This window comes from Pseudomonas sp. Q1-7 (assembly GCF_028010285.1).
Taxonomy (GTDB): domain Bacteria; phylum Pseudomonadota; class Gammaproteobacteria; order Pseudomonadales; family Pseudomonadaceae; genus Metapseudomonas.
This window is the reverse complement of sequence record NZ_CP116304.1, coordinates 4,197,808-4,220,140: the sequence shown is the minus strand read 5'-3', so window position 1 is coordinate 4,220,140 and position 22,333 is coordinate 4,197,808. Positions and strand designations below refer to the sequence as shown.

The following is a 22,333-nucleotide window of genomic DNA, read 5'->3' as shown; positions in this document are numbered from 1 at the left end:
TGGGGTTGCTTCAGGCTTCGGCATCGAACTGGCGTAGCCAGTCCACCAGTGCCTGGCGGTAGCGGGTGATGCCCTTGTAGTCGGCGATAGGGTCGGGCAGGTCGCGCATCACCCGGTGCAGGCGCTGCGCCCACGCCGCGTTGGTGGCCAGTTCGTCGAGGCTGATGAGGTAGGTGCGGATGCCGAACAGCAGCGCGTTGGAGCGCGGCAAACGGGCCATCAGTTGCAGCTCGACGCGCAGGTGCACCAGGCGGCCGACGTTCTCCGGGGTGACCGTGCCGCGGTCGCTGCCCCACTCGTGGTAGGTCTCGGGCGAGGTGTCCAGGCGTGGGTTGATGGTCAGGGTCCAGTTCAGGCGGCGCACCGGATGGCCCACCTGAATGTTCAGCAGGTACTTCAGCGCGCGGTCGAACACACCGATCTGGTGCGCCATGGGGACCGGCGCATGCCACTGCTTGAAGCTCATGCCGGCATCGAAGCGCAGCGACCAGTCCGCCGGACAGGTGACCATGCCGGCGTCCATGTAGAGGTCACCGTCGCGCTGGTCGAGCAGCGCAAAGTCGCCCTGCATCTGCCGGGTGATGTACTCCAGTGGCTCGCAGGGCAGGGTAGCCGGGTCGCCGTAGGTGAAGTGCTGGTCGATGCCCAGGGCGAGGTTCTGCCAGTGCCAGGCATCCCCATTCCGTGTCAGGCGGAAGTGCTGTGGGTAATCCCGGGCGAGGTGCTCCATGAGCATTTCCAAGGTGTCCCAGGCAGCCTGGGCCATGTGCGGCATGACCAGGCAGCGGTCGGGGTCCAGCTCCAGTACGCGGGCGCGTTCGGCCATTTCCGAGACGTAATGTTCGTCGACGTCGAAGCTGTGCTCGAACACCGAGCCCGGGTCGCGGGATACCGCCGGCTCCAGGTTGACCGAGTACATGTACTGGTCTTCCGGGAAGGGGAACGGGAAGCGGGCGATGGCGGCGGGGCTGTTACGGAAGCTGAAGTCGTCCCGGTAGGTTTCCAGCGGCTTGAAGGTCAGGGTCATGGGGCGTCTCCGGGGTCAGATATCGAGCAGGATCGGGCTGCCGCAGCCGCGCGAGACGCAGGGCATCAGGCTGCTGGCGCGCTCTTCAGCGCTGAGGAAGTGATCGCGATGTTCTACGTCGCCCTTTAGCCAGGGCGTCTGGCACTGGCCGCAAACGCCGCCCCGGCACAGGTTGGGGACCTCCACGCCGGCGGCTTCCAGGGCTTCCAGCAAACTCTCCTCGGCGCCCACCTCCAGTTGCTGGCCACGGCGCGCCAGCTCGACGCGAAACGGCTGGCCCGGCTCGGGGGCGGCGAAGGCTTCCCAGTGCACGCGGCGCGGACTCCAGCCTTGCGCCGCCGCCTGTTCCTTAAGCTCCAACAGCAGGGATTGCGGGCCGCAGGCGTAGAGGTGGGCGCCCAGCCCGCGCCCCTGGAGCAGGGGCGCGATGTCGAGCCGGCGCACACCGCTCTGGTATTCGTGCAGGCGCGAGCTGAGCAGCTCGCGCAGCTCGCCGACATAGGCGTCGCTGGTGCCGGAGCGGTAGGCGTAGTGCAGCTCGAAGTCGGCCCCCCGACGCAGCAGCTCCCGGCTGTAGGCGAGGAAGGGGGTGATGCCGATGCCGGCGGCCACCAGCAGGTGCTGGCGCGCCTCGCCATGCAGCGGGAACAGGTTGGCCGGTGGCGACAGACGCAGCTTGTCGCCGACCTTCAAATTCAGGTGCAAGAAGCGCGAACCGCCACGCGAGGCATCTTGGTGGCGCACGGCGATGCGGTACTGCCGCGTGTCGGCCGGGTCACCCAGTAGCGAGTAGGCATTGCGTCTTCCATTGGGCAGGTGCAGTTGCACGTGGCTACCCGCCGAGAAGCCCGGCAGAGCGCCAGCCAGGGATTCGAAGCGGTACTCGCGGATCACCGGGGTGAGCGCGTGGATGGCGGCGACGCGGACATCGAGCAGGGCACTCATGAGTGCATCTCCTGATACGGCTGATCGGCATCGGCGCAGACCCCGAGGTAGGCCCCCAGGCGTTGGGAGAAGTGACGGCGCACTTCCAGAACGACGCCACACGTGGTGCAGGTCAGGTGAGCGTCGTTGCTGGCCGGCTGGCATGTGGAGCAGTGCACACAGAACACCCGACGAATGCCGTTCGGGCTGCTGCTCATGAGGATTTCGTCCACTTGCAGCCCGGCGGCGCGGGCCAGGGCGTGCAGCGGCCAGATGAAGGCTTCATCGCCGCGCAGGTCCAGGCACAGGCCGACGCAGGCGTTCTTCAGCTGCTCATTCAGGGCCAGTTGCAAGGCAGCGAAGCTGGGGAAGTCCGGCAGGGCCAGGTGCATCATCCGGCCCTTGCCCAATTGAGCGGTCAGGGCGGCACAGTCGTCGCGTCCCGCGCCCTGGGTCACCAGCAGGTGCGCGTCGGCTGTCGGGTTCGGCTGGCCGCTGGGGTAACGGGGCACGCTGAACGGGTGGTCGGTTGCAGTGGGGCTCATGGTGTCCTCGCGGATTCGCCTGTTTCCTCGTGGGGAAAATATTTTCTCTTTGGGAATGGGGGCTCAATCCGCAGGAGGAGATACGCCAAAAGGGGTAGTGCCCACATGGAGGCATGGAAATTGCTCTTTCTGGGGACCCGCCAACCCAGAGTCGAGCGCCGGAGGAGGAGAGGGATGAACAACGCCAGCCTGTTACGGACCGCCGCACCGTCAGTGTCTCCTTGGGATGATCTGACCGAGCGCGAGGGCCAGACCCTTGCGCTGATCTCCACGGGCCTCAGCAACAAGAAAATCGCTCGCGAACTGGGCATTAGCGATGGCACGGTGAAGATCTATGTGCGCAACCTGCTGCGCAAATTCCGTCTCAATTCACGTCTGGAACTGGCTACCCGGGTCCATCGCAGTGGCGCCTCCTGGCGCATGGCGGACGACCTGCCGCTGCCCAGCGAGGGGGCAAAACCGGCACCGTCTGCACCGATTCCGCCCGTTCTGGAGCTGCTCGATGAACTGCCAGGGCTGATCTATCGGGGCGACAACGATCGCACTTGGTACATGGAGTACGTCAGCGCCGGCTGCCTGACCCTCACCGGCTACACCGCCGAGTACCTGACCCGCGACCCCAAGCACAGCTACGGCTCGCTGATCCTCGACGAATACACCGACTACATCTGGTACTGCGTGCAGTGCGCGCTGCTCAAGCGCGAGCCCTACCAGCTCAGCTACCGCATCCGCTGCGCCGACGGGCGAATCAAGAACGTCTGGGAAACAGGGGTAGGTGTTTACTCGAGCTCGGGCGAGGTACTAGGGATTGAGGGGGCGATCTTCGAGCGGGCGGGCTGATCGCCGTGCAGAACTCAAGGGATAGTAAGGCCCTAGCCGATTCAATGTCGCAAACTGGCGTCATAACAATCAGGGAACGCAGCGTTGAATCCAGCGATCGTTCGGGCCTTTGCTCCTTCGTGACCACTCAAGTCAGTGTCCGTTCAGCCCGGGGCAAGCCACATGCCGTGGTCAGGCTGCCGGCTATTGAAACGCTTGCACGTTTGCATGAGCACGTGCTGAACGCGCGACTCTGAAAGACCTGACGCAAAGCTGCAAACTACCCAGTGGAGGCTCGCGCAATCCGTCTCCGGCCAACTCAACAGTGGATCGTCATCCAGGGCGACTCAGTGGGAGGGATTGCCCATCCCCTCGGCCCGCATGATCTCGGCGATGATCGGCACCGGGGTCATCAGGTGGACGCACATCATTTCACTGGCGCGCTTGGCGTCGCGGGCGAGGATGGCTTCCACCAGCGCAGCGTGTTCCTGGCGCTTGGTCTCCAGGGCTTCTTCGGAAAATACCGTCTGGGTCAGCCAGAGGTGGCGGTAGCGTTCGGCCTGGTCGAACAGGTAGGTGCGCGCTTGCAACAGATGCTTCGACCCGCAGCCCGCCGCAATGGCTGTGTGGAAGGCCTTGTGGCGCTGGTCCCAGACGTCCAGGCGCTGTTCGCGGGTCTTCACTTCCATCACCTTGGCCAGGGTATGGGACTGGGCCAGCACTGAGGCTTCCCAGGCGTCGTCGCCGCGCTCGATAGCCAGGCCTACGATCATCGCCTCAAGATTGGCGCGGGCGTCGTAGATGTCCTTCATCTCTTCCAGGGACATGGGCGCCACCCGGTAGCCTTTCTGGCTAATGGCGACCACCAGCTTCTCCGCCACCAGTTGCGACAGGGCCTCGCGCAGCGGGCCCACGCCCAGGTCGTAGCGTTCCTTCAGGGCGCTCATCAGCAGCTTTTCACCGGGCTTGAACACGCCGCGGATGATGTCCTGCTTGAGCCACTCATACCCGCTGAATGCCGAGTTCTGACGAGGGGCGAGTGCTTCCAAGGTGCTGTTCCTCAAAACGTTTTGCCGATCATACCGAAACGTCTTTTCCACGGAAAATAGTGGACAAATCTGTATTTTGTTTTCGTTTTATAAAAATGTAGACATTTTAATGTTGTGGCGATATTTTTTGCTTGCCCGCCTGATCCGGGCGCTGCCTACCACCTCTTTGCCAGGAAACCGCCATGAACGCTTTTACGAAGATCGAGGACCTTGTGATGCCGATGCCGCTGGAAACCCGCGGGTTCACGGTCGCGCCCTCCGAGCAGTCGTCGCGCCTGCTCGTGCTGACCTTCGCCCGCGAAACGGTAGAGGCCTTCGTCAAGGCGGTTGGCGAGTGGCCGGTGCAGGCGCTGGAGTACAAATCCTTCCTGCGCTTCCGCGTTGGCCAGATTCTCGACGAGCTGTGCGAAGGCACCCTGCGTCCGGTACTGCTGAACACCATCCTCAGCCGCGCTTCCGGCGGCATGCTGATCAAGCCGGAAGGCCTCGATGACGTTAGCCAGGCCGACGATATGGTGAAGTTCACCACCGCCTGCGCCCACCTGATCGGCCGTTCCAACTACGACGCCATGAGCGGCCAGTTCTACGCCCGCTTCGTGGTGGTCAACACCGACAATTCCGACAGCTACCTGCGTCAGCCGCACCGCGTCATGGAGCTGCACAACGACGGCACCTTCGTGAACCAGATCACCGACTATGTGCTGATGTTGAAGATCGACGAGAAGAACATGGAAGGTGGCAATTCCCTGATCCTGCACCTGGACGACTGGGAAGACTGTCGCACCTTCTTCGACCACCCACTGGCCCGTCGTGAAATGCGTTGGACCGCGCCGCCGAGCAAGAAGGTCGCCGAGGATGTGTTCCACCCGGTGTTCGACACCGATGCAGTGGGCCGCCCGACCATGCGTTACATCGACCAGTTCGTGCAGCCGGAGAACTTCGAGGAAGGCATCTGGCTGAACGCCCTGTCCGAGTCTCTGGAGGCCAGCCCGCAGAAGCTCTCCGTGCCGGTGCCGGTGGGCAGCTTCCTCCTGATCAACAACCTCTTCTGGCTCCATGGCCGCGACCGCTTCATCCCCCACGAGGGCCTGCGTCGCGAACTGATGCGCCAGCGTGGCTACATCAGCTACGAGAAGCCACGCTACCAGCGTGGTCAATAATCCATGAAACGCGACGGGGGCTGCCACGGGCAGCCCTTCGGTGTACCCGCTACAAGGGTTCGACCGAATAACGATTTTCAGCGCCCTTGCGTGAGGTAGCGACTGTGTACGATTTCATCATCGTCGGCGGCGGCATCGTGGGCATGTCCACGGCTATGCAGCTGATGCAGGTTTACCCGGACGCCAAGGTTCTCCTCCTGGAGAAGGAATCCGGCCCGGCCCGGCACCAGACCGGCCACAACAGCGGCGTGATTCACGCCGGCGTCTACTACACCCCCGGCAGCCTCAAGGCGAAGTTCTGCCTGGAAGGCAACAAGGCCACCAAGGCCTTCTGCAGCAAGCACGGCATCCGCTATGACGAGTGCGGCAAGCTGCTGGTGGCCACCAACGAGCTGGAAATGGAGCGCATGAAGGCGCTTTGGGAACGCACCGCAGCCAACGGCCTGGAGCGTTACTGGCTGTCCACCGCCGAACTGCGCGAGCGTGAGCCGAACATCGTCGGCATGGGCGGCATCTTCGTGCCTTCCAGCGGCATCGTCAGTTATGCCGAAGTCACCGCCGCCATGGGCCGCGAGTTCCAGGGCGCCGGTGGCGAGATCCACTACAGCGCCGAAGTCACCGGCCTCGACGAGCGTGCCGATGAAGTCGTCGTGCGCACCCGCACCGACGAGTTCCGCAGCCGCTATCTGATCACTTGCTCGGGGCTGATGGCCGACCGCGTGGTGCGCATGCTCGGCATCGAGCCGAATTTCATCATCTGCCCGTTCCGTGGCGAGTACTACCTGCTGCCCAAGCAGCACAACCAGATCGTCAACCACCTGATCTACCCGATCCCAGACCCGTCCATGCCGTTCCTCGGCGTGCACCTGACCCGGATGATCGACGGCACCGTCACCGTCGGCCCCAACGCCGTGCTGGCGATGAAACGCGAGGGCTACCGCAAGTCCGATATCTCTGTCTCCGACCTGTTCGAGACCCTGACGTCCCCCGGCATCCTCAAGGTGCTGGCGAGGAACTTGCGCCCCGGTCTGATCGAGATGAAAAACTCGCTGTTCAAGGGCGGTTACCTCAAGGAAGTGCAGAAATACTGCCCGAGCATCACCAAAGCCGACCTTACCGAATACCCGGCCGGTGTGCGCGCCCAGGCGGTCTCTCGCGAAGGCAAGCTCATCGACGATTTCCTCTTCGTGAACACCCCGCGCAGTGTGAACGTGTGTAACGCACCATCCCCTGCAGCCACCTCCGCGATCCCGATCGGCGCCCACATTGTCGATAAGGTTCGCGAGCAGATCGCCGCCTCCGGCGCCCGTTTCACCGTCAAAGCCACCGATAACAAGCAGCGGGCCGCCGGCTGAGCCGACGTCACCACTGCTCAATCCAGAGGATGACAAGCGTGCAACTGAAAGACTCCAGCCTGTTCCGCCAGCAGGCCTATATAGACGGTGCCTGGGTCGATGCCGACAGCGGCCAGACCCTGAAGGTGACCAATCCCGCCACCGGCGAAGTCATCGGCACCGTGCCGAAGATGGGCGCCACTGAGACCCGCCGCGCCATCGAGGCCGCCGAGCGCGCGCTGCCGGGCTGGCGTGCGCTGACCGCCAAGGAGCGCGCCAACAAGCTGCGCCGCTGGTTCGACTTGATGATGCAGAACCAGGAAGACCTCGCCCGGCTGATGACCCTGGAGCAGGGCAAGCCGCTGGTGGAATCCCGCGGCGAGATTGCCTACGCGGCGTCCTTCCTGGAGTGGTTCGGCGAAGAGGCCAAGCGCGTCTACGGTGACATGATCCCCGGCCACCAGGCCGACAAGCGCTTGATGGTGATCAAGCAGCCCATCGGTGTCACCGCCGCCATCACTCCGTGGAACTTCCCCTCGGCGATGATCACCCGCAAGGCCGGCCCGGCCCTGGCCGCCGGCTGCACCATGGTGCTCAAGCCCGCGTCCCAGACCCCGTATTCCGCCCTGGCCCTGGCCGAACTGGCCGAGCGCGCCGGCATTCCGAAAGGCGTGCTGAGTGTGGTCACCGGCAGCGCTGGCGAAGTCGGCGGTGAGCTGACCAGCAACCCCATCGTGCGCAAGCTGACCTTCACCGGCTCCACCGAGATCGGTCGCCAACTGATGGCCGAATGCGCCAAGGACATCAAGAAAGTCTCCCTGGAGCTGGGTGGCAACGCGCCCTTCATCGTCTTCGATGATGCGGACCTGGACGCCGCCGTCGAAGGCGCGCTGATCTCCAAGTACCGCAACAACGGCCAGACTTGCGTCTGCGCCAATCGCCTGTACGTGCAGGACGCTGTGTACGACGCCTTCGTCGACAAGCTTCAAGCGGCTGTGGCCCGCTTGAAGATCGGCAACGGCCTGGAAGACGGCATCACCACCGGCCCGCTGATCGACGCCAAGGCCGTGGCCAAGGTGCAGGAACACATCGCCGACGCCGTGTCCAAGGGCGCCCGTGTCGTTTCTGGCGGCAAGTCCCATGCCCTGGGCGGCACTTTCTTCGAGCCGACCATCCTGGTCGACGTGCCATCGAGCGCCGCCGTGGCCAAGGAAGAGACCTTCGGCCCCTTGGCCCCGCTGTTCCGCTTCAAGGACGAGGCCGAGGTGATCGCCTTCTCCAACGACACCGAGTACGGCCTGGCCGCCTACTTCTACGCCCGCGACCTGGGCCGCGTGTTCCGCGTGGCCGAGGCGCTGGAGTACGGCATCGTCGGCATCAACACTGGGATCATCTCCAACGAAGTGGCGCCCTTCGGCGGCGTGAAGGCCTCTGGCCTGGGCCGCGAAGGTTCCAAATACGGCATCGAGGATTACCTGGAGATCAAGTATCTCTGCCTCGGCGTGTAAGCACGGCGGATTACCCACCTTTCCTGCATCGGTGACCGTTGCGGCGGCTTCCCGTGTGGGGCGATTGCGATACCGGAGTAAAGATGAACACCAACCAGAGCCTGCAACAACGCCGCATGGCCGCCATTCCTCGTGGCGTCGGCCAGATCCACCAAATCTTCGCCGAGCGCGCCGAGAACGCTACCGTCTGGGACGTCGAAGGCCGTGAGTACCTCGACTTCGCTGGCGGTATCGCCGTACTGAACACCGGCCACCTGCATCCGAAGGTGATGGCGGCCGTACAGGAGCAGTTGGCTAAGCTGACCCACACCTGCTTCCATGTGTTCGGCTACGAGCCCTACGTGACCCTGGCCGAGAAGATCAACCAGTTGGTGCCGGGCAGCTTCCAGAAGAAGACCCTGCTGGTCACGACCGGTGCTGAAGCGGTGGAAAACGCCATCAAGATCGCCCGCGCCGCTACCGGCCGCGCCGGCGTGATCGCCTTCACCGGTGCCTACCACGGCCGCACCCAGTACACCCTGAGCCTCACCGGCAAGGTGGTGCCGTACTCCGCCGGCATGGGACTGATGCCGGGCGGTGTGTACCGTGCCCAGTACCCGAACGCGATCCACGGTGTGTCCACAGACGAGGCCATCGCCAGCATCGAGCGCATCTTCAAGAACGACGCCGCTCCCAGCGACATCGCCGCGATCATCCTCGAGCCGGTACAGGGCGAGGGCGGCTTCAATGTCGCGCCGAAGGATTTCATGGCCCGCTTGCGCACGCTGTGCGACCAGCACGGCATCCTGCTGATCGCTGATGAAGTGCAGACTGGCGCCGGCCGTACCGGCACCTTCTTCGCCATGGAACAGCTGGGCGTCGCCGCCGACCTCACCACCTTCGCAAAGTCGATCGCCGGCGGCTTCCCCCTGGCGGGTGTTTCTGGCCGTGCGGACGTCATGGACGCCGTGGCCCCGGGCGGCCTGGGCGGCACCTACGCCGGCAGCCCCATCGCCTGCGCCGCCGCCCTGGCGGTGATCGAGGCCTTCGAAAGCGAGAAGCTACTGGACCGCGCCAAGTCCGTGGGTGAAATCCTCACCGCCGGCCTGCGCAAGATCGGCGAGGGCCACAACAGCCTGGTCGATGTGCGCAACCTCGGCGCCATGGTCGCCGTGGAACTGTTCGAAGGTGGCGACCTGAACAAGCCGGCCGCCGAACTCACCAGCAAGGTGGTGGCCAAGGCACGCGAGAAGGGCCTGATCCTGCTGTCCTGCGGCACCTACTACAACGTACTGCGCATCCTGGTGCCGCTGACTGTCAGCGATGCCGACCTGGAACGTGGCCTGGCCATCATCGGCGAGTGCTTCGACGAGCTCGCCTGAAAGGCCGGCGCGTCGGTGGTGCGTCGTTAACAACCGGCGCTCCTGACGTTCGCGCCACGGCTTTTCCGGATCGATTGGTTTTGAGCGTCACCCTGGTCCCTGCTCGCCCGCCCCACCGTCCTCGGTGGGGCGTTTTTTCGTCCCGAGGCGGTGAGCGTGGAGACCGATGAGGCCGCAGCGAGTCGTACAAGGGCAAAGGTAATACCAGACAGCAAGACAAGAACAACCTGAGTTACGGGTTGAAGCCCCGACACGCGACCATGCTCTCCGTCATCGCCCTGCTGCCCTGGAAGGACCCTCGCCTGGTCACTGACGGCTCCTATGTGACCGTTCTGGACACCCAGGGCGCGCCCCACGCCAGGACCGTCATCAACTTCGTGGTGCTGACCTCGGTAACCAGCAGCGGTACGCCGATCTATGCCTTGCTGCTTTCCACTGGCGCAGTGTTCCGCACCGAGATCGTTAACCACCTGGCGCTGTCGGAGGTGTTCGGCTTCCTCATGGCTGGCTCAGGCGCCATCGCCATGCGTGTGTGCCCGGTGATTGCCATACCTACTGGGCACGTCTCAGCATGGCTCGCACAGCTGTCGGTGTTACCTAAAGGAGCATTATGGGTAGGAATGCCCTGTTGCTGTGCGTAATGGTCGACTAAGCGTGTAGGAAAAGTCCCCTCAAAACAATCATTTAAAAACTAATGTTTTATGGCATGGCCTGTGCTTGCAATTGAGACGATGCCCGGCTGCGCCCGGACATCGGCAACTGGAAGGTTAATTGCGTACCGCGGATTTCGCATCGCAGCCTTCCAGGCTGCCAAGTCTCTCGCCCTTAAGAACCGGATTCGAACAATGAAAAATATGCGACAACTACTCCCAGACAACTGGGGTCTCGTGTTCTCGGCTTTCGCTTCAGCCTATGGAGTGGGCTTACTTGCCCTGCTCGCCCTGCCGTTCCTGGTCAGTGCGATTATGAAGGACCTCCAGCTGGATGCGGCGCAGGCTGGATTCCTGATGTCGGCGGAATTCATCTCCACCATGCTGGCGTCGCTGCTGGTCGCGCCGGCGATGGGACGGGCGCCGCGTCGCACGCTTGCGCTCGCTGGCGCCGTGGTAGTGATCGTTGCCAACCTGGTTTCCGCGTCGCTGCACGATGTTTACGCGCTCGCGGTCGTGCGCTGCATCGCCGGTATCGGCGCCGGCCTCTGCCTGTCGTGTGGTAACGCATCGGTGTCCAGCGCCAGAAACCCCGATCAGGCCGCCGGGCACATGAACATCCTGTTTGTGGGCCTTATGGCCATCGTGATGATCGCGTTCGCCGACGCCATGGCCGCCAATGGGCTGGCTGGGCTGTACTACGCGATCGCTGCGACCAACGCGGTGATGCTGGCGTTCATCTGCTTCATGCCGCAGCGGGCCATCGCACATGAGCACGCAGCGCATTCCCAGCATGGGGCGCAACGGCAGAGCCTGCTCTCCGCGACCTCCATCTGCATGATGTTCGCAATGTTCTGCTTCTCGATGCGCGACACCATGGGCTGGGCGTTCGTCGAGCAGGTGGGGGTCAGCGTCGGCTACACCAGCGCAGAGCTAGGCAGGCTGTTCTCCCTGCAGTCCTTCATCGGACTGCTGGGCCCCCTGGCCGCCGCGATCGTTGGCAAACGGTTCGGTATGCGGACACCGGTCATCATCGGCATCCTGGCAAGCGGCGCGGTCAGCCTTGGATACGTCCTGGGTGAGCACTCCAAGCCGATGTACACGATTGCGGTGATGATGATCTCGACCACCTACTTCTATGCACTCGCCTACCTGACGGCACTGGCGGCCACCCTAGATCGCGAGGGGCGTATCGCGGCGGCTTCCGGCTCGTTCCTGACCTTAGGAATTGCCGTCGGGCCGGCCCTGACTGGGCTCTTGGCGGAGCAGGGCGGGTTCCTGCTGGTGGGCTGGGGGCTCGCGGCGATGGTGCTGCTGACCTTGCTGGCCGTGATGGTTCCGCTGTCGGCGATACGCCGTGAAAAGGCTTCGGCTGACGACCGGGTAGCGACTGCGGCCTAGCGTCATTGCTCGTCCATGGCTTGTCGCACAGGTGCAGCGACAAGCCACTCTGGGCGGCGCAAAGCCGGAACGAGGAATGGAGCCCGCGAATGTGCAAGGCTCCGTGCCGTCGCTACGCGGATCGCGAAGCGAGCATTTCCTGAATCTTCTGTGTCGCTTCGCGAGTCCTGCCGGCGAGTTTCTTCACCTCGTCGGCAACGACGGAGAAACCGCGTCCGACGTCCCCGGCTCGGGCTGCCTCTATCGCGGCGTTCAGCGCAAGCATGTTGGTTTGGTCGGCAATGCCCTTGATCACGCTCACCACTTGGGAAATCTGTTCATAGGTCGCTTGAATCCCCGCCAGCTCACGGGCGTGAAGCGTTTCGGCCAGCTTCTCGTCGGAGATATCGCGTACCGCCCCGATCACGCGGCAGAGTTTTCCGCTGCGGTCCTTCACGCCCTGGCCGCGTTCGCGGTACCAGGTCTCGCCCCGGGTCTTGTGGTGCATCCGGTATTCAACGGTGTAAGGGAGGGAGTAGTCGCCGGATCGCGCATAGTCCGTCACGACTTTCATCATTCGCTTCAGGTCGTCCTGGTTGACCACTTCCATGTAGCGCTCCCAGCCGTCGGGGAACTCGCTCTGGGAATAACCGATCAGCTCCCTGAACTGCCTGGACCAGCACGGTACATTCAACGGATTGTCGATATCGCCATCGATGACCGAAAGCTCCCAGCATCCCTCGGTGAGCGTCTGCTTGGTGATTTCCCAGATCTGCACATCCTGAAGGTGCCGCTGAATCTGTTCGGCGTTTTCGAATGCGGCGATCCGCTGTTGCTCGAGCTCGTTGCGCAGTGCCGCTATTTCTTGCTGCGATTGCCCAAGGGTCTGCTTCAGGTCCTCCACGAGGTCCTGCTCCGGCGCAGCGGGTGATTGAACCTGGACCGACGGCGCGATGCGACCTGAAAGCCTTGCCAAGCATTCCTCGAGGGTTCGATGTCGACCGATGAGGGTTTTGCTGCTCAGTTCGTCGGGTTGGTCGCGCAGCAGTGACTCGATGTAATCGACGACTTCCCTGGCCAAAAGCCTGGGCTTCTTACTAGTGAACATGGGCTCTCCATTCCGTTCAGTTGATGGGTGCTCGCTCAGTAGTTGAGGCTGAAATTGGCGAAGATCCCGATCAGGCATTCGAGCAGGGACGTATTCGCGGTATGGGGTGGGGGAGGGGGGATCTGGATGCGCTCGTCGATCATTACGCCGATCTCGAAACTTCCTATTACGTCATGCATGTTCCAACACCTCTTTTCTGGATGCTTCCAGGGAGTTGACCACCAGTTGGCGGATTGTCTGGGCCCTGTGGGGCGGATTGAGCGTGCGCACGACGAAGCCATTGGCCTCATATCCCTGGCGCGCGAGCCGTCGGGGGCGCATCCCGGTGGTTATCACCAGGTCGTCCCATCGAATTCGCTGCTTTTCGGCCCGCGTCACCTGTCGGTCGTGGAGCGAGTTCTCCTCTGTGCATTCAGCGATCTGTTTCGGGGGAACGACAAGACACCCTCGCGTAAGGCGGATGCGAGAAAGCATTCCTTGGCTGGTATTCGTGGGTCATTCAGCGCTCACGGGTTGATAGCAGCGCATCGCTGCTGGTTTCTTCCGCCCCTGTTCGGTTACCGACGGCTGGCGGGGAAGCGCCACCGAGATCGGAGGGCGGATGGTCAAATAAAAATATTAAATCATATGTTTAGTCAAGCGTCATGAGGATCGTTTTGTGTTCGGTTTTCCCGGTTACCCGCGATACCTGCCTAGTTCGTGGTGTTTATCTGCTTTTTTATAGGTTTTTAGAATATGCATTGTGATTAAAATAAAAAGATGTCATTTGATTTAATATGTTTATGAGGGTATTCCTAGGTTGTGTCGCAACCGAAGCAGGCGCACCACCGAGCCTGGTACCGAGAAAACAGGCCCCACCCGCCACGTCACTGCCTGAAAACACAAAAATATACGAGGTAGCATGATGACCGATCATCACGTAAACACCCCCTTGGACGCTGATGCCGAGCGGCTGGCTTCGCTGGGATACAAGTCCGAGTTCCGTAGGGACATGAGTCTGTGGGCAAACTTCGCGCTTGGCTTCACGTATCTGTCGCCGGTTGTGGGTATCTACACCCTGTTCGCTACATCCCTGGCACTGGGCGGGCCGCCGATGATCTGGGCACTGCTGATCGCCGGTGTCGGCCAGATGCTGGTAGCTCTGGTGTTTGGCGAAATCGTTTCCCAGTATCCCCTGGCCGGCGGCGTGTACCCCTGGGCGCGTCGCCTCTGGGGCCGGAAGTGGGCCTGGATGACGGGCTGGGTCTACGTGATGGCCCTGTTCTCCACCATCGCCGGTGTCTCCTATGGTGCCGCGCCCTACACGGCGGCCATTGTTGGCTTCGAGCCGACCACCGAGGCGACCGTCCTGTGTGCCTTGGCGGTGCTCGCGCTGGCCACCGTGATCAATCTCATGGGCACGCGGGTCCTGGCCCAGGCCGCCATCATCGGCTTCGCCGCGGAGATTCTCGGTGCCCTGGTGGTGGGTGGGTACCTGCTGATCTTTGAACGCCACCATGACCTCAGCGTGCTGTTCGACAGCTTCGGTGCGGAGGGCTCCAGTAGCTACCTGAGCGCTTTCCTGGCCGCCAGCCTGATCGGCGTATTCCAGTACTACGGTTTCGAGGCCTGCGGGGATGTGGCCGAGGAAGTGCCGAATCCTGGCCGGCGTATCCCGAAGTCCATGCGCCGCACCATCTACATCGGCGGCGCCGCCGCGACTTTCGTCTGCCTGGCCCTCACCCTGTCGGTGGTGGATTTCCAGGCCGTGATCAAGGGTGAAGGTGGCGACCCGGTGACCGGCGTGCTGACCGCCGCGTTCGGCCCGGTCGGGGCCTGGGCTGTTATCGGTGTGGTGCTGATCTCCTTCCTGTCCTGCGCCATGAGCCTGCAAGCGGCCGCCAGCCGCCTGGTGTATGCCTATGCACGGGATCGGATGGTGTTCGGCAGTGGCCTGCTCGCCCGCTTCTCACAAGAACGCCATGTGCCGCCGTACGCCCTGCTGCTGTCGGCGATCGCTCCGGGGATCATCGTCGTTGGTTCCATGGTGTCCACCGATGCCTTGCTGAAGATCATCTCCTTCTCCTCGGTCGGCATCTATATCGCCTTCCAGATGGTGATCCTCGCCGCCCTGCGTGCGCGTCTAAAAGGCTGGAAGCCGTCGGGCGAGTACCAACTGGGCCGCTATGGCCTGCTGGTCAATGTCGGGGCCCTGGTCTACGGTGTTGCGGCGATCATCAACATCTGTTGGCCGCGTACCCCGGACGCGGCCTGGTTCGACAACTGGATCGTGTTGTTGTCGGCTGTCGCGGTGATTGTCATTGGCTTCCTCTACATGGGCTTCTCCCGCCCCCACAGTCGTAGTGACGCGCCTCATGGCGACGCCATTCCCGGGAGCGACTTTCAGCAGGTGACGGTGAACGCCGTTTAGTCCCGTCGATCGAATTCCGCGAACCGGTACGCCCTTGCTTGCAAGGGCGTACTGCTTTCTGGAGTCAGGTATCGGTTATGGCCTGAAGGCGATCAGGAGCAGTGGTGCGATCAGGCGCTAGCGAGTGGGGAGGGGCGATGGCGGGGCGGGGAGACGCCGACCTGGCGTCTCTCCCGTGGATTGCAGGCTGCCTAGGCGGCGCCGACCATGTTGCGCTGGTAGGGGCGCTGGATCAGCGACCAATGGGCCGCGGCGTCACCCAGCTCGATAATCCGGCAATCGACCTCCGCGCGGTTGAAGGCATGGTGGGCCATTTCGCCGACGGTGAAGTTCGCGGTATTGGCGGCGACGACGCGACCTTCCTCGGTCACGATCAGCGCTTCGTGCTCCATTTTCATCAGGCTCGACAGCAGCACGCGCTCGAAACGATGCAGGGCGATGTCGGCACCCGCGATGCCGACGAAGCGGCCATCCACGTAGATGGGCATCGAGAAGGTCAGGATGTACATGTCGGCGCCATACAGGTCGACGTAGGGACCAACGACGATGTTGCGGCCGCTCTCCCTCGGACGGGAGAACCAGGGCATGCTCTGGTAGTTGTAATAGCTTTCGCTACGGCGGTTGAAGTTGAGGGTCATGGGGATGACCTTGCCGGAGGCACCCATGCGCCACCATTCAAGGTACATCTCCTGGTCCGCTAGCTCCCCCGGCTCGATTACCACGCCAGTTCCATGGACGGGGGTGCGCTCAGCCAGCAGGTGAGTATCGATCTTCGGTTTGAGGCAGGCCAAGTCCTTCGACGTGGGCTTGCGGCCTTCCGCACCGAGGCGCTTCCAGGTGTGGGTGACCTCGTCGGCCAACACCATCAGTTGGCTGAATACGTTACAGATCGATACGTCGATACGAGATGCACACTCGTTGAGTTCGTCTCGAAGAAGTTCTGCAGGCATGGCTTACTGTCTCGCTGCATGTGGTCGGGTCTGAAATCGTGTGAGTAGGTTTCACACACAATCCCGGAACATTCTTGCTCCAGAAACAGGCAGCAAGTGGTGTGCCAGCTACTCTTCTTCTTGGGCTAAAAGATTCAGCCTCATATCTATAAGCCTTTTGATGCCGCGGGTGACATGGGCTTCTGCCAAGGCGCCGGCCAAGTTGGCGTCACCGGCAACGATGGCGTCGGCGATGGCACGATGTTCTTGCTGCACCGCTTCGGGGCTCTGGGCGCCCGAAACCGGGATCCACAACAGCTCGCCGATTTCCGCCTGCAGGCTCATCTCGGCATGGGTCAGCCGAACGGATTGCGCGGCCACGGCGATCTCGATATGGAAGCGTGCATCCGCGCGGCGCCTTTCCATCCGCGTCGTCGCACCGCCCAGGGCTCGGATGTAGTGCTCGAGCCGGGCGTGGTGTTCCTGGGCCGAGCGCTTGGCGGCCAGTCGTGCCGCCGTACCGGAGATGGCGACGTGCTCATCGCAGAGGTCGCGCAGCTCCAGGGCGCTCATCTCGGCCAGACGGGCGAAGAGGAGTTCTTCCGAGATTTCCACGGGCGGGCATATAAAGCTGCCGCCGTTGCGGCCGCGCCGGGTTTCGATCAGCCCACGCTCGCGCAGGTAGGCCAGGGCTTCGCGGAGCGTTACGGTGGCGACGCCGAACTGCATCGCCAATTCGCTTTCGCTAGGCAGTTGCTCACCTTCGGCGAACAGGCCGAGGTCGATCACTTCAATCAGGCGGCGCACCACTTCTTCGGTTCGCCCTTCCTGGCGCAGCCGCATGAAAGAGGCTGTACGTGCGCTCGTGGTTTCATTCATACCCATTCTGCCGGCCTGAAGTACCTTCACCTGCTGCCAGGTGACAATCCCCCCATGCCCATCCTCCGTCTGTGTGCACTCGATGCGCCTGGAAATTTACCAGAGTTTCCCTCGTTCACATCGTTGTAACCTCTTTCCAGATGTCTTGGTTGTTCTTGTCATCAAAAAAGGCCGCTCCCCGGCGGGGAGCGGCCTCAAAAAGCCTATCTGGTGACATCGGGCTCCGACCAACTGAGCGCAGGGTGAGGCTGCGTCAGTCGTTACGGAACGGGTAGACCAGGGATGGCATCCACTTGCGCCAGATCTGCTCCAGTTGCCCGTTGGCCTTCACCGTCGCCAGTGCCTGGTCTACTCGGGCGAGAAGCTCGCCATTATCTTTCTTCACCGCGATCCCCCAACGGTTCTGCGTCGGTACGCTGAAACCGATGGCCAAGTCGGTCTCTTCGGTGAGAGGCACCAGCGCCACATCGTCGTCGACGAAGGCATCGATGTTGCCGTCGCGCAGGGCCTGAACCATATCCCCCAGCACATCGTCACTGTCGCCGCCGAAGGGGACGCAGATGCAGCCGGTGAAGGTCTCGGCCAGCGCCATGTTCAGGCTGTTGGCTATGGCCCCGACCCTCTTGCCCACCAGGTCGGCCGGGCTACGGACATTGCTGCCGCGCAACACCATCACCGCCTCGTCGAACACCGCGTAGGGCTCGGTGAAGTCGGCCAGTGTCTTGCGGTAGTCGGAAATACCCTGGCCGCACAGCACGATCTCGCCTTTGCCGGCCTGCAGAGCCGGGTAGAAGTCAGCCCAGCTCTGATAGGCGAATGAGTAGGGGATGCCCAGAGTGCTTGCCAGCAGGCGGCCGAGATCCGACTCGTAGCCGTGCCGGTAGCCCCTGTCGTCCTTCCAGAACAGCGGTGGTGCCGGCAGGTCACAGCAGATGATCCGCAGTTCGTTCGGAGTGTCATTGATGGTCGTATTCATGGCAGGTAGTCCAGGTACATCTTTCGTTCCCAGTCGGTGACCACGCCGCAGGAGCGCGCCCACTCGTCGGCCTTCAGGTCGCGGTAGAGCTTGCTCATCTCGGCGGGGACGGCATTGCGGATCACCTCGTCCTGGTCGAATGCCTGGACGGCCTCACCCAGGGTCAGTGGCAGGCGCCACGACGCGCTGCCGCCTTCGACGTAGCTGTCTTTGTTTTCGGACGGGCCCGGATCAATCCGGTTGCGCAGGCCGTCGAGCATCGCGGCCAGCAGCAGGGTGTGGGACAGGTAGGGGTTCACGCTGGCATCGGGGAGCTTGTATTCCAGGCGGCCGTTGGCGGACAGGCGCACGGTGCAGGTCTTGTTGTCCATGCCCCAGTTGATGCGGGTGGGGGCGAACTGGCCGGTGTCCCAGAAGCGCTTGTAGGAATTCACGGTCGAGGCCATGACCATCATCGAGCCCGGGGCGTGGGACAGCATGCCGCCGAGGGCGTGCAGGCCGGTTTCGGTCAGGTGCAGTTCGCGACGGCCCGGCTCGGCCAGGACGTTCTGGTCACCTTTCCACAGGCTGACGTTGTGGTGGCAGCCATTGCCCATGCTGCCGGTGCTCGGCTTCGGCATGAAGCTGGCGGTCACGCCGAACTCGCGGGCCACCTGGCGGCAGATCAGGCGGTAGGTCATCAGGCGGTCGGCGGTCAGTTCGCAGGAATCGAACATCCAGTTCAGCTCGAGCTGGCCCGGGTCCTCGTAGTCGCCTTCGATCATGTCCAGGTCCATGGCGCCGGCGTATTCCATGACGCGCTTGAAGATCGGGCGCATCAGTTCGAGGTTACCTAGGTGATAGGCCGGGCTTGCACCCGGACGCACCTGTACTTCCAGCTTCTCGCCGAACCAGGTCATTTCCGGCTCGCAACCAGACTTCAGGCGCAGGCCGGTTTCCTTGATGAAGGCCTCATGGGAGCGGATCAGGTGGCCGCGGGCGTCGGTCGCCAGAGGCGCGCCGCCGTTCTCGACACGGTGATCGGGTTCGTACAGGCGGCAGAAGAAGGCGCCGATGGAGCGGTCCCAGGGCAGTACCTGGAAGCTACCGATATCAGGCAGGGCGGTGAACTCGGCGGCCTGGGCGCCACCGCCGAGCAGCTCGCCGGAGCGGGAGGTCTGCAGGTCGGAGATCGCTGTGCGGTGGAACTGCACGCCCTTCTCGAGGTTGCGCAGCAGATGTTTGGCCGGGACGACCTTGGCGATCACGCGACCAGAAAGGGTCACCACCTGGTAGTAGAGGTACTCGACGCCGCTCTCGCGGATTCGAGCCGCGAGCTCCTGGGCTGAGCTGGAGCTGGTGTTGTGTTCCCGGTGAAGGTCTAGCGCTGTCATTCGAGTTCTCCTCTGGCGCAGCGTTCGCAAGGCTCTGCAGCTGCTTGATTCTTGTTACTCCTGCTCGGGTGACGTTGGGTGGTACTCGGCAGGAGTGATTTAAATTTAAAATATGGTTTTATATCTTTCAACAGATTTTTTACGAGATGAATGGAGGGATAAGCCAGGTTCAGGAGGTGAGTGGAAGACTGCAGAAACGCAGAAATGCGTCCGCAGCACTCAATCGATCAGTGCGGAATACGTGGGCCGGCAAAGAATGACTGCGCTCGCCAGGAGGGCGCGAGCGAAGCGGCCAGGCCCTGTGGAATCAGCGTTGGGCGTGTTCGAGGAAGAACGAAGCGGCCCAGTTGGATATCTGGCGGTTGTCGACTTCCAGACTTTCGATACTGTCCAGCGCACCTTGGGAGATGGTTTCCGGCAACAGCGAACCGCGGTACTTGGTCGCCAGGGCGTGGATGTATGCGGCCGTGAACTCGGGGTGATACTGTACCGAGAGGGCCGGAAAATCATATGAAATCACACCGTTAAGACAGTGGAGGGAGCCTCCAATGCAGGTCGCGCCCGGAGGCAGGGTGGTCACTTGGTCTTGGTGGAAGATGTAAGCGGGCGCTGCCGTCGGGCCGGCACCTTCCGTGTATTCGTAGTGCTGGGCGCCAACCCCCCAGCCGTTGCTGGCCTTGGTGGTCTTGCCGCCGTAGGCGTCGGCCATGATCTGGTGGCCGAAGCAGATGCCGAAGACCGGGATGGCCCGTGCCTTGAGCGCCTGCAGGAAGGCGATGAGGTCCAGCATCCACGGCGCGCGTTCATAGGTGCTGTACTTGGAGCCGGAGAGGATGTAGCCATCGAACGCATCGGGATCGGGCAGGGCTTCGCCCCGGACCGGCGACAGGTAGGTGAATGTGGCTTCGGGCAGGAAGGGGGCGATCCAGCGTTCGATCATCGAGGGGTAGGAACCGAACTCTCCGACGAGGTCGTCCGGTGTCTGTCCGTTCTCGAGAATGCAGATTCTGAGTGTGTTGGAGGTCATGGTTCACCTTCTGTCAGGGCCCGGTCGCGCGTTCGTCGCCGCCTTGGCTTCGCGGAGGTAGATGGAGGATATCGATATTCTATTGGGGGGGGACGCCGCCCGACGCGCCGGGGCACTGGCGGCGAACGGCGTGGGGCAGTCAGATCGCCGCGAGGATTTCCTTGGCCCACTGCATCGCGATATCGCCGGGCAGTTCACCGCTGGAGGCATCGTGCACGCCACGCTCGCCCACTTGCTGGCCACCTAGGGCCACCAGGCGTTCGGCGATGATCTCGCTGCCGCGGTTGAAGGTGGCGTAGAAGCTGTCGCCCAGTCCGAAGACCGCGAAGCGCAGCCCCGAAAGGTCCGGCTTGCCGTTTTCCAGTGCCGTGAAGAAGGGTTGGGCGGAGTTCGGCAGTTCGCCGTCGCCGTAGGTGGAGCAGACGATGATGTAGAACGTATCGTCGTTCAGCGCGCTGACCTCGAACCTGGACATGTCCGTTGCCGAGATCGCCACCTCATGGGCCAGCGCGTCGACGATGTCGTCGGCGACCATTTCCGCGTTTCCGGTCTCGGTTCCGAAGAGGACTTGAATGTTCATTGTTGGACTCCCGGGAGGTTCTCGTGAGCGATGCTCAGCATGTCGGTTCTGGTTCTTACCTTGCGGCGAACGCGCCCGCCGGGGGCGTTGCTAAGCTCGGCTTTATCGATGCGTTTCCAGCCCTGGTAATCAACCAGATGCTCCTTCACGGCATCGGGGATGGCGGAATATCCCGGCTTGCCGATCGCCAGCGCGCCGTCGGAGACGGCTTGGACGATGTTGTCGGCAATCGCTTTGGCGTCGGCCCGGTTCTCCGGGATGGTTCCACGCGGGCCGCGCCTGAACCAACCGGCGCAATAGAGGCCGCTGGCCAAGAACCCCGAGTCGATGTCCGTGGTTTCGCTGGACAGCGCGTCCCGGTTCAGTCCAGTGCCTGCCTGTTCCTGGAAGCCGATGGCGGTTACTACGCTGTCGGCTTCCAGGCGAATGTGCTGGCCCGAGCCATCGGCGGAGACGAAGGAAATCGCCTCGACCCTTTCCTCGCCGTGGATCGCCTCGGGCACCCAACCGAAGTGGAAGGTCACGGTCGTATGCCGTGGCATCGCCTGGCTGCCCGCTTCTCGCAGGGCCAGGATTGCCTCGATCTTCGCCTGCTCCTGGGCGCTCGTGGCCGGTTCCAACGTGGAGCCCGCACCGATTTCGAAGCGCACGTTGGCCAGCCTGGCCAGCTCCTTAACCATCACGGTGTCGAACTTGGCCAGCGCCGCCGGCGAGCGCCCGACGATGTCGATGGCGTCGAGAGGAGCAGACAGCAGTTGGGCGAGGGACTCGTCCGAGAGGTCGGAACCCTCGAACTCGTCATGGGACTTGGTCAGCAGTCGAAGCAGATCGATGGCGACGTTGCCGTTGCCCACGATTACCGTGCGTCTACCCAGTCGCGGAACGAAATCCACTTCGTCGGGATGGTCGTTGAGCAGGCGGGTCATGCGGCCTGCTCCGTAGATCCGTTCCAGATCGTCACCCGGGATGCTCAGCCGGCGGTCGCCGTAGAGGCCGGTGGCGAGCACGACTATGTCGTAGGCGCGACGCAGCTCCTCCAGTGGAAGATCCTTGCCTATCTCCAGGTTGCCGATGAAGCGGACGTGTTCCCGTTCGAACAGGCGCTCGAACTGGCGGATGACCGACTTGGTGCCGGAGTGGTCGGGGGCGACTCCATAGCGCACGAGTCCGTAGGGCACGGGCAGCCGGTCGAACATCGCGATCTCCGCCCCGGGCCACGCCTTGCGAAGGGCCTGGGCCACGTAGCAGCCCGATGGGCCCGTGCCGACTATCGCCACTGTTGGGTTGGCCATGC

At 62.8% G+C, this 22,333-nt stretch carries 21 protein-coding genes; 8 read left to right on the top strand and 13 right to left on the bottom strand.

Going from position 1 to position 22,333, the window contains the following annotated elements:
• Window positions 1-10: 10 nt before the first annotated feature.
• From PJW05_RS19565 to PJW05_RS19555, 3 genes are read right to left on the bottom strand one after another with little or no spacing between them, the layout of a single operon-like run.
• A complete protein-coding gene (locus PJW05_RS19565; protein WP_271408627.1) occupies window positions 11-1,027 on the bottom strand; it encodes a heme-dependent oxidative N-demethylase family protein in 1,017 nt (338 codons plus the stop codon).
• Between the two features lie 15 nt (window positions 1,028-1,042).
• The gene (locus PJW05_RS19560; RefSeq protein WP_271408626.1) at window positions 1,043-1,972 is read right to left on the bottom strand and encodes a PDR/VanB family oxidoreductase; all 930 of its coding nucleotides are present in this window, start codon (window positions 1,970-1,972) and stop codon (window positions 1,043-1,045) included.
• Window positions 1,969-2,496, bottom strand: a complete 528-nt coding sequence (locus tag PJW05_RS19555) for a dimethylamine monooxygenase subunit DmmA family protein (RefSeq protein ID WP_271408625.1) — start codon at window positions 2,494-2,496, stop codon at window positions 1,969-1,971. The genes PJW05_RS19560 and PJW05_RS19555 overlap by 4 nt, the downstream gene beginning before the upstream one ends.
• A 174-nt stretch (window positions 2,497-2,670) precedes the next feature.
• Between PJW05_RS19555 and PJW05_RS19550 the strand changes: the two genes are divergently transcribed.
• Window positions 2,671-3,336, top strand: coding sequence for a LuxR C-terminal-related transcriptional regulator (locus PJW05_RS19550; RefSeq protein ID WP_271408624.1), 666 nt, complete (start codon window positions 2,671-2,673; stop codon window positions 3,334-3,336).
• Window positions 3,337-3,662: 326 nt separating this feature from the next.
• Here PJW05_RS19550 and csiR read toward each other — a convergent pair whose 3' ends face one another.
• Window positions 3,663-4,364 (bottom strand): DNA-binding transcriptional regulator CsiR, encoded by a 702-nt coding sequence (gene csiR / locus PJW05_RS19545; protein WP_271408623.1) that lies wholly within the window; start codon window positions 4,362-4,364, stop codon window positions 3,663-3,665.
• A 182-nt stretch (window positions 4,365-4,546) separates the two neighbouring features.
• Here csiR and glaH point away from each other — a divergent pair, with 182 nt between their 5' ends.
• The 6 genes from glaH (at window position 4,547) to PJW05_RS19515 (ending at window position 11,778) form a co-directional block, all read left to right on the top strand.
• Window positions 4,547-5,524 (top strand): glutarate dioxygenase GlaH, encoded by a 978-nt coding sequence (gene glaH / locus PJW05_RS19540; RefSeq protein WP_271408622.1) that lies wholly within the window; start codon window positions 4,547-4,549, stop codon window positions 5,522-5,524.
• A gap of 104 nt (window positions 5,525-5,628) precedes the next feature.
• Window positions 5,629-6,879 (top strand): L-2-hydroxyglutarate oxidase, encoded by a 1,251-nt coding sequence (gene lhgO, locus PJW05_RS19535; RefSeq protein WP_271408621.1) that lies wholly within the window; start codon window positions 5,629-5,631, stop codon window positions 6,877-6,879.
• 38 nt (window positions 6,880-6,917) lie between these two features.
• Window positions 6,918-8,366, top strand: coding sequence for an NADP-dependent succinate-semialdehyde dehydrogenase (gabD, locus tag PJW05_RS19530; RefSeq protein ID WP_271408620.1), 1,449 nt, complete (start codon window positions 6,918-6,920; stop codon window positions 8,364-8,366).
• A gap of 83 nt (window positions 8,367-8,449) precedes the next feature.
• Entirely contained in the window at window positions 8,450-9,727 is a 1,278-nt protein-coding gene (gabT, locus tag PJW05_RS19525) for a 4-aminobutyrate--2-oxoglutarate transaminase (protein ID WP_271408619.1), read from the top strand.
• Window positions 9,728-9,987: 260 nt separating this feature from the next.
• Complete coding sequence (locus tag PJW05_RS19520) at window positions 9,988-10,368, top strand: hypothetical protein (protein WP_271408618.1); 381 nt, start codon at window positions 9,988-9,990, stop codon at window positions 10,366-10,368.
• 204 nt (window positions 10,369-10,572) lie between these two features.
• On the top strand, window positions 10,573-11,778 hold the full coding sequence (locus PJW05_RS19515; protein ID WP_271408617.1) for an MFS transporter: 1,206 nt from the start codon (window positions 10,573-10,575) through the stop codon (window positions 11,776-11,778).
• Between the two features lie 112 nt (window positions 11,779-11,890).
• On the opposite strand, the gene PJW05_RS19510 is transcribed toward PJW05_RS19515, so the two are convergent.
• Both PJW05_RS19510 and PJW05_RS19505 read right to left on the bottom strand, forming a co-directional pair.
• Window positions 11,891-12,865 carry a methyl-accepting chemotaxis protein gene (locus PJW05_RS19510; protein WP_271408616.1) on the bottom strand — a complete coding sequence of 325 codons (975 nt, stop codon included), beginning with the start codon at window positions 12,863-12,865 and terminating at the stop codon, window positions 11,891-11,893.
• A gap of 35 nt (window positions 12,866-12,900) precedes the next feature.
• Window positions 12,901-13,044 carry a hypothetical protein gene (locus PJW05_RS19505; protein WP_271408615.1) on the bottom strand — a complete coding sequence of 48 codons (144 nt, stop codon included), beginning with the start codon at window positions 13,042-13,044 and terminating at the stop codon, window positions 12,901-12,903.
• A 725-nt stretch (window positions 13,045-13,769) separates the two neighbouring features.
• Between PJW05_RS19505 and PJW05_RS19500 the strand changes: the two genes are divergently transcribed.
• Window positions 13,770-15,275: an APC family permease gene (locus PJW05_RS19500; protein WP_271408614.1), complete on the top strand. Its 1,506-nt coding sequence runs from the start codon at window positions 13,770-13,772 to the stop codon at window positions 15,273-15,275.
• Window positions 15,276-15,466: 191 nt separating this feature from the next.
• Here PJW05_RS19500 and PJW05_RS19495 read toward each other — a convergent pair whose 3' ends face one another.
• The 7 genes from PJW05_RS19495 to PJW05_RS19465 all read right to left on the bottom strand — a co-directional run bounded on the left by PJW05_RS19495 (window position 15,467) and on the right by PJW05_RS19465 (window position 22,331).
• Window positions 15,467-16,225 carry a cache domain-containing protein gene (locus PJW05_RS19495; protein WP_271408613.1) on the bottom strand — a complete coding sequence of 253 codons (759 nt, stop codon included), beginning with the start codon at window positions 16,223-16,225 and terminating at the stop codon, window positions 15,467-15,469.
• Between the two features lie 108 nt (window positions 16,226-16,333).
• Window positions 16,334-17,083: a FadR/GntR family transcriptional regulator gene (locus tag PJW05_RS19490; RefSeq protein ID WP_271408612.1), complete on the bottom strand. Its 750-nt coding sequence runs from the start codon at window positions 17,081-17,083 to the stop codon at window positions 16,334-16,336.
• Window positions 17,084-17,336: 253 nt separating this feature from the next.
• Window positions 17,337-18,059 (bottom strand): substrate-binding periplasmic protein, encoded by a 723-nt coding sequence (locus PJW05_RS19485; protein ID WP_271408611.1) that lies wholly within the window; start codon window positions 18,057-18,059, stop codon window positions 17,337-17,339.
• Entirely contained in the window at window positions 18,056-19,432 is a 1,377-nt protein-coding gene (locus PJW05_RS19480; protein ID WP_271408610.1) for a glutamine synthetase family protein, read from the bottom strand. The genes PJW05_RS19485 and PJW05_RS19480 overlap by 4 nt, the downstream gene beginning before the upstream one ends.
• A gap of 307 nt (window positions 19,433-19,739) precedes the next feature.
• Complete coding sequence (locus tag PJW05_RS19475; protein ID WP_271408609.1) at window positions 19,740-20,459, bottom strand: type 1 glutamine amidotransferase; 720 nt, start codon at window positions 20,457-20,459, stop codon at window positions 19,740-19,742.
• A 139-nt stretch (window positions 20,460-20,598) separates the two neighbouring features.
• Complete coding sequence (locus tag PJW05_RS19470; RefSeq protein ID WP_271408608.1) at window positions 20,599-21,039, bottom strand: flavodoxin domain-containing protein; 441 nt, start codon at window positions 21,037-21,039, stop codon at window positions 20,599-20,601.
• Complete coding sequence (locus tag PJW05_RS19465; RefSeq protein ID WP_271408607.1) at window positions 21,036-22,331, bottom strand: FAD-dependent oxidoreductase; 1,296 nt, start codon at window positions 22,329-22,331, stop codon at window positions 21,036-21,038. The genes PJW05_RS19470 and PJW05_RS19465 overlap by 4 nt, the downstream gene beginning before the upstream one ends.
• Window positions 22,332-22,333 lie beyond the last annotated feature (2 nt).

Bases quoted from the DNA above. Each gene is read 5' to 3' on its own strand.
- PJW05_RS19490 (WP_271408612.1), bottom strand. From the start codon at position 17,083: ATGAATGAAACCACGAGCGCACGTACAGCCTCTTTCATGCGGCTGCGC.
- PJW05_RS19475 (WP_271408609.1), bottom strand. From the start codon at position 20,459: ATGACCTCCAACACACTCAGAATCTGCATTCTCGAGAACGGACAGACA.
- PJW05_RS19565 (WP_271408627.1), bottom strand. From the start codon at position 1,027: ATGACCCTGACCTTCAAGCCGCTGGAAACCTACCGGGACGACTTCAGC.
- PJW05_RS19560 (WP_271408626.1), bottom strand. From the start codon at position 1,972: ATGAGTGCCCTGCTCGATGTCCGCGTCGCCGCCATCCACGCGCTCACC.
- PJW05_RS19555 (WP_271408625.1), bottom strand. From the start codon at position 2,496: ATGAGCCCCACTGCAACCGACCACCCGTTCAGCGTGCCCCGTTACCCC.
- PJW05_RS19495 (WP_271408613.1), bottom strand. From the start codon at position 16,225: ATGCCTGCAGAACTTCTTCGAGACGAACTCAACGAGTGTGCATCTCGT.
- PJW05_RS19505 (WP_271408615.1), bottom strand. From the start codon at position 13,044: ATGCATGACGTAATAGGAAGTTTCGAGATCGGCGTAATGATCGACGAG.
- PJW05_RS19485 (WP_271408611.1), bottom strand. From the start codon at position 18,059: ATGAATACGACCATCAATGACACTCCGAACGAACTGCGGATCATCTGC.
- PJW05_RS19470 (WP_271408608.1), bottom strand. From the start codon at position 21,039: ATGAACATTCAAGTCCTCTTCGGAACCGAGACCGGAAACGCGGAAATG.
- PJW05_RS19515 (WP_271408617.1), top strand. From the start codon at position 10,573: ATGAAAAATATGCGACAACTACTCCCAGACAACTGGGGTCTCGTGTTC.
- PJW05_RS19480 (WP_271408610.1), bottom strand. From the start codon at position 19,432: ATGACAGCGCTAGACCTTCACCGGGAACACAACACCAGCTCCAGCTCA.
- PJW05_RS19520 (WP_271408618.1), top strand. From the start codon at position 9,988: ATGCTCTCCGTCATCGCCCTGCTGCCCTGGAAGGACCCTCGCCTGGTC.
- PJW05_RS19550 (WP_271408624.1), top strand. From the start codon at position 2,671: ATGAACAACGCCAGCCTGTTACGGACCGCCGCACCGTCAGTGTCTCCT.
- PJW05_RS19500 (WP_271408614.1), top strand. From the start codon at position 13,770: ATGACCGATCATCACGTAAACACCCCCTTGGACGCTGATGCCGAGCGG.
- gabT (WP_271408619.1), top strand. From the start codon at position 8,450: ATGAACACCAACCAGAGCCTGCAACAACGCCGCATGGCCGCCATTCCT.
- PJW05_RS19465 (WP_271408607.1), bottom strand. From the start codon at position 22,331: ATGGCCAACCCAACAGTGGCGATAGTCGGCACGGGCCCATCGGGCTGC.
- PJW05_RS19510 (WP_271408616.1), bottom strand. From the start codon at position 12,865: ATGTTCACTAGTAAGAAGCCCAGGCTTTTGGCCAGGGAAGTCGTCGAT.
- glaH (WP_271408622.1), top strand. From the start codon at position 4,547: ATGAACGCTTTTACGAAGATCGAGGACCTTGTGATGCCGATGCCGCTG.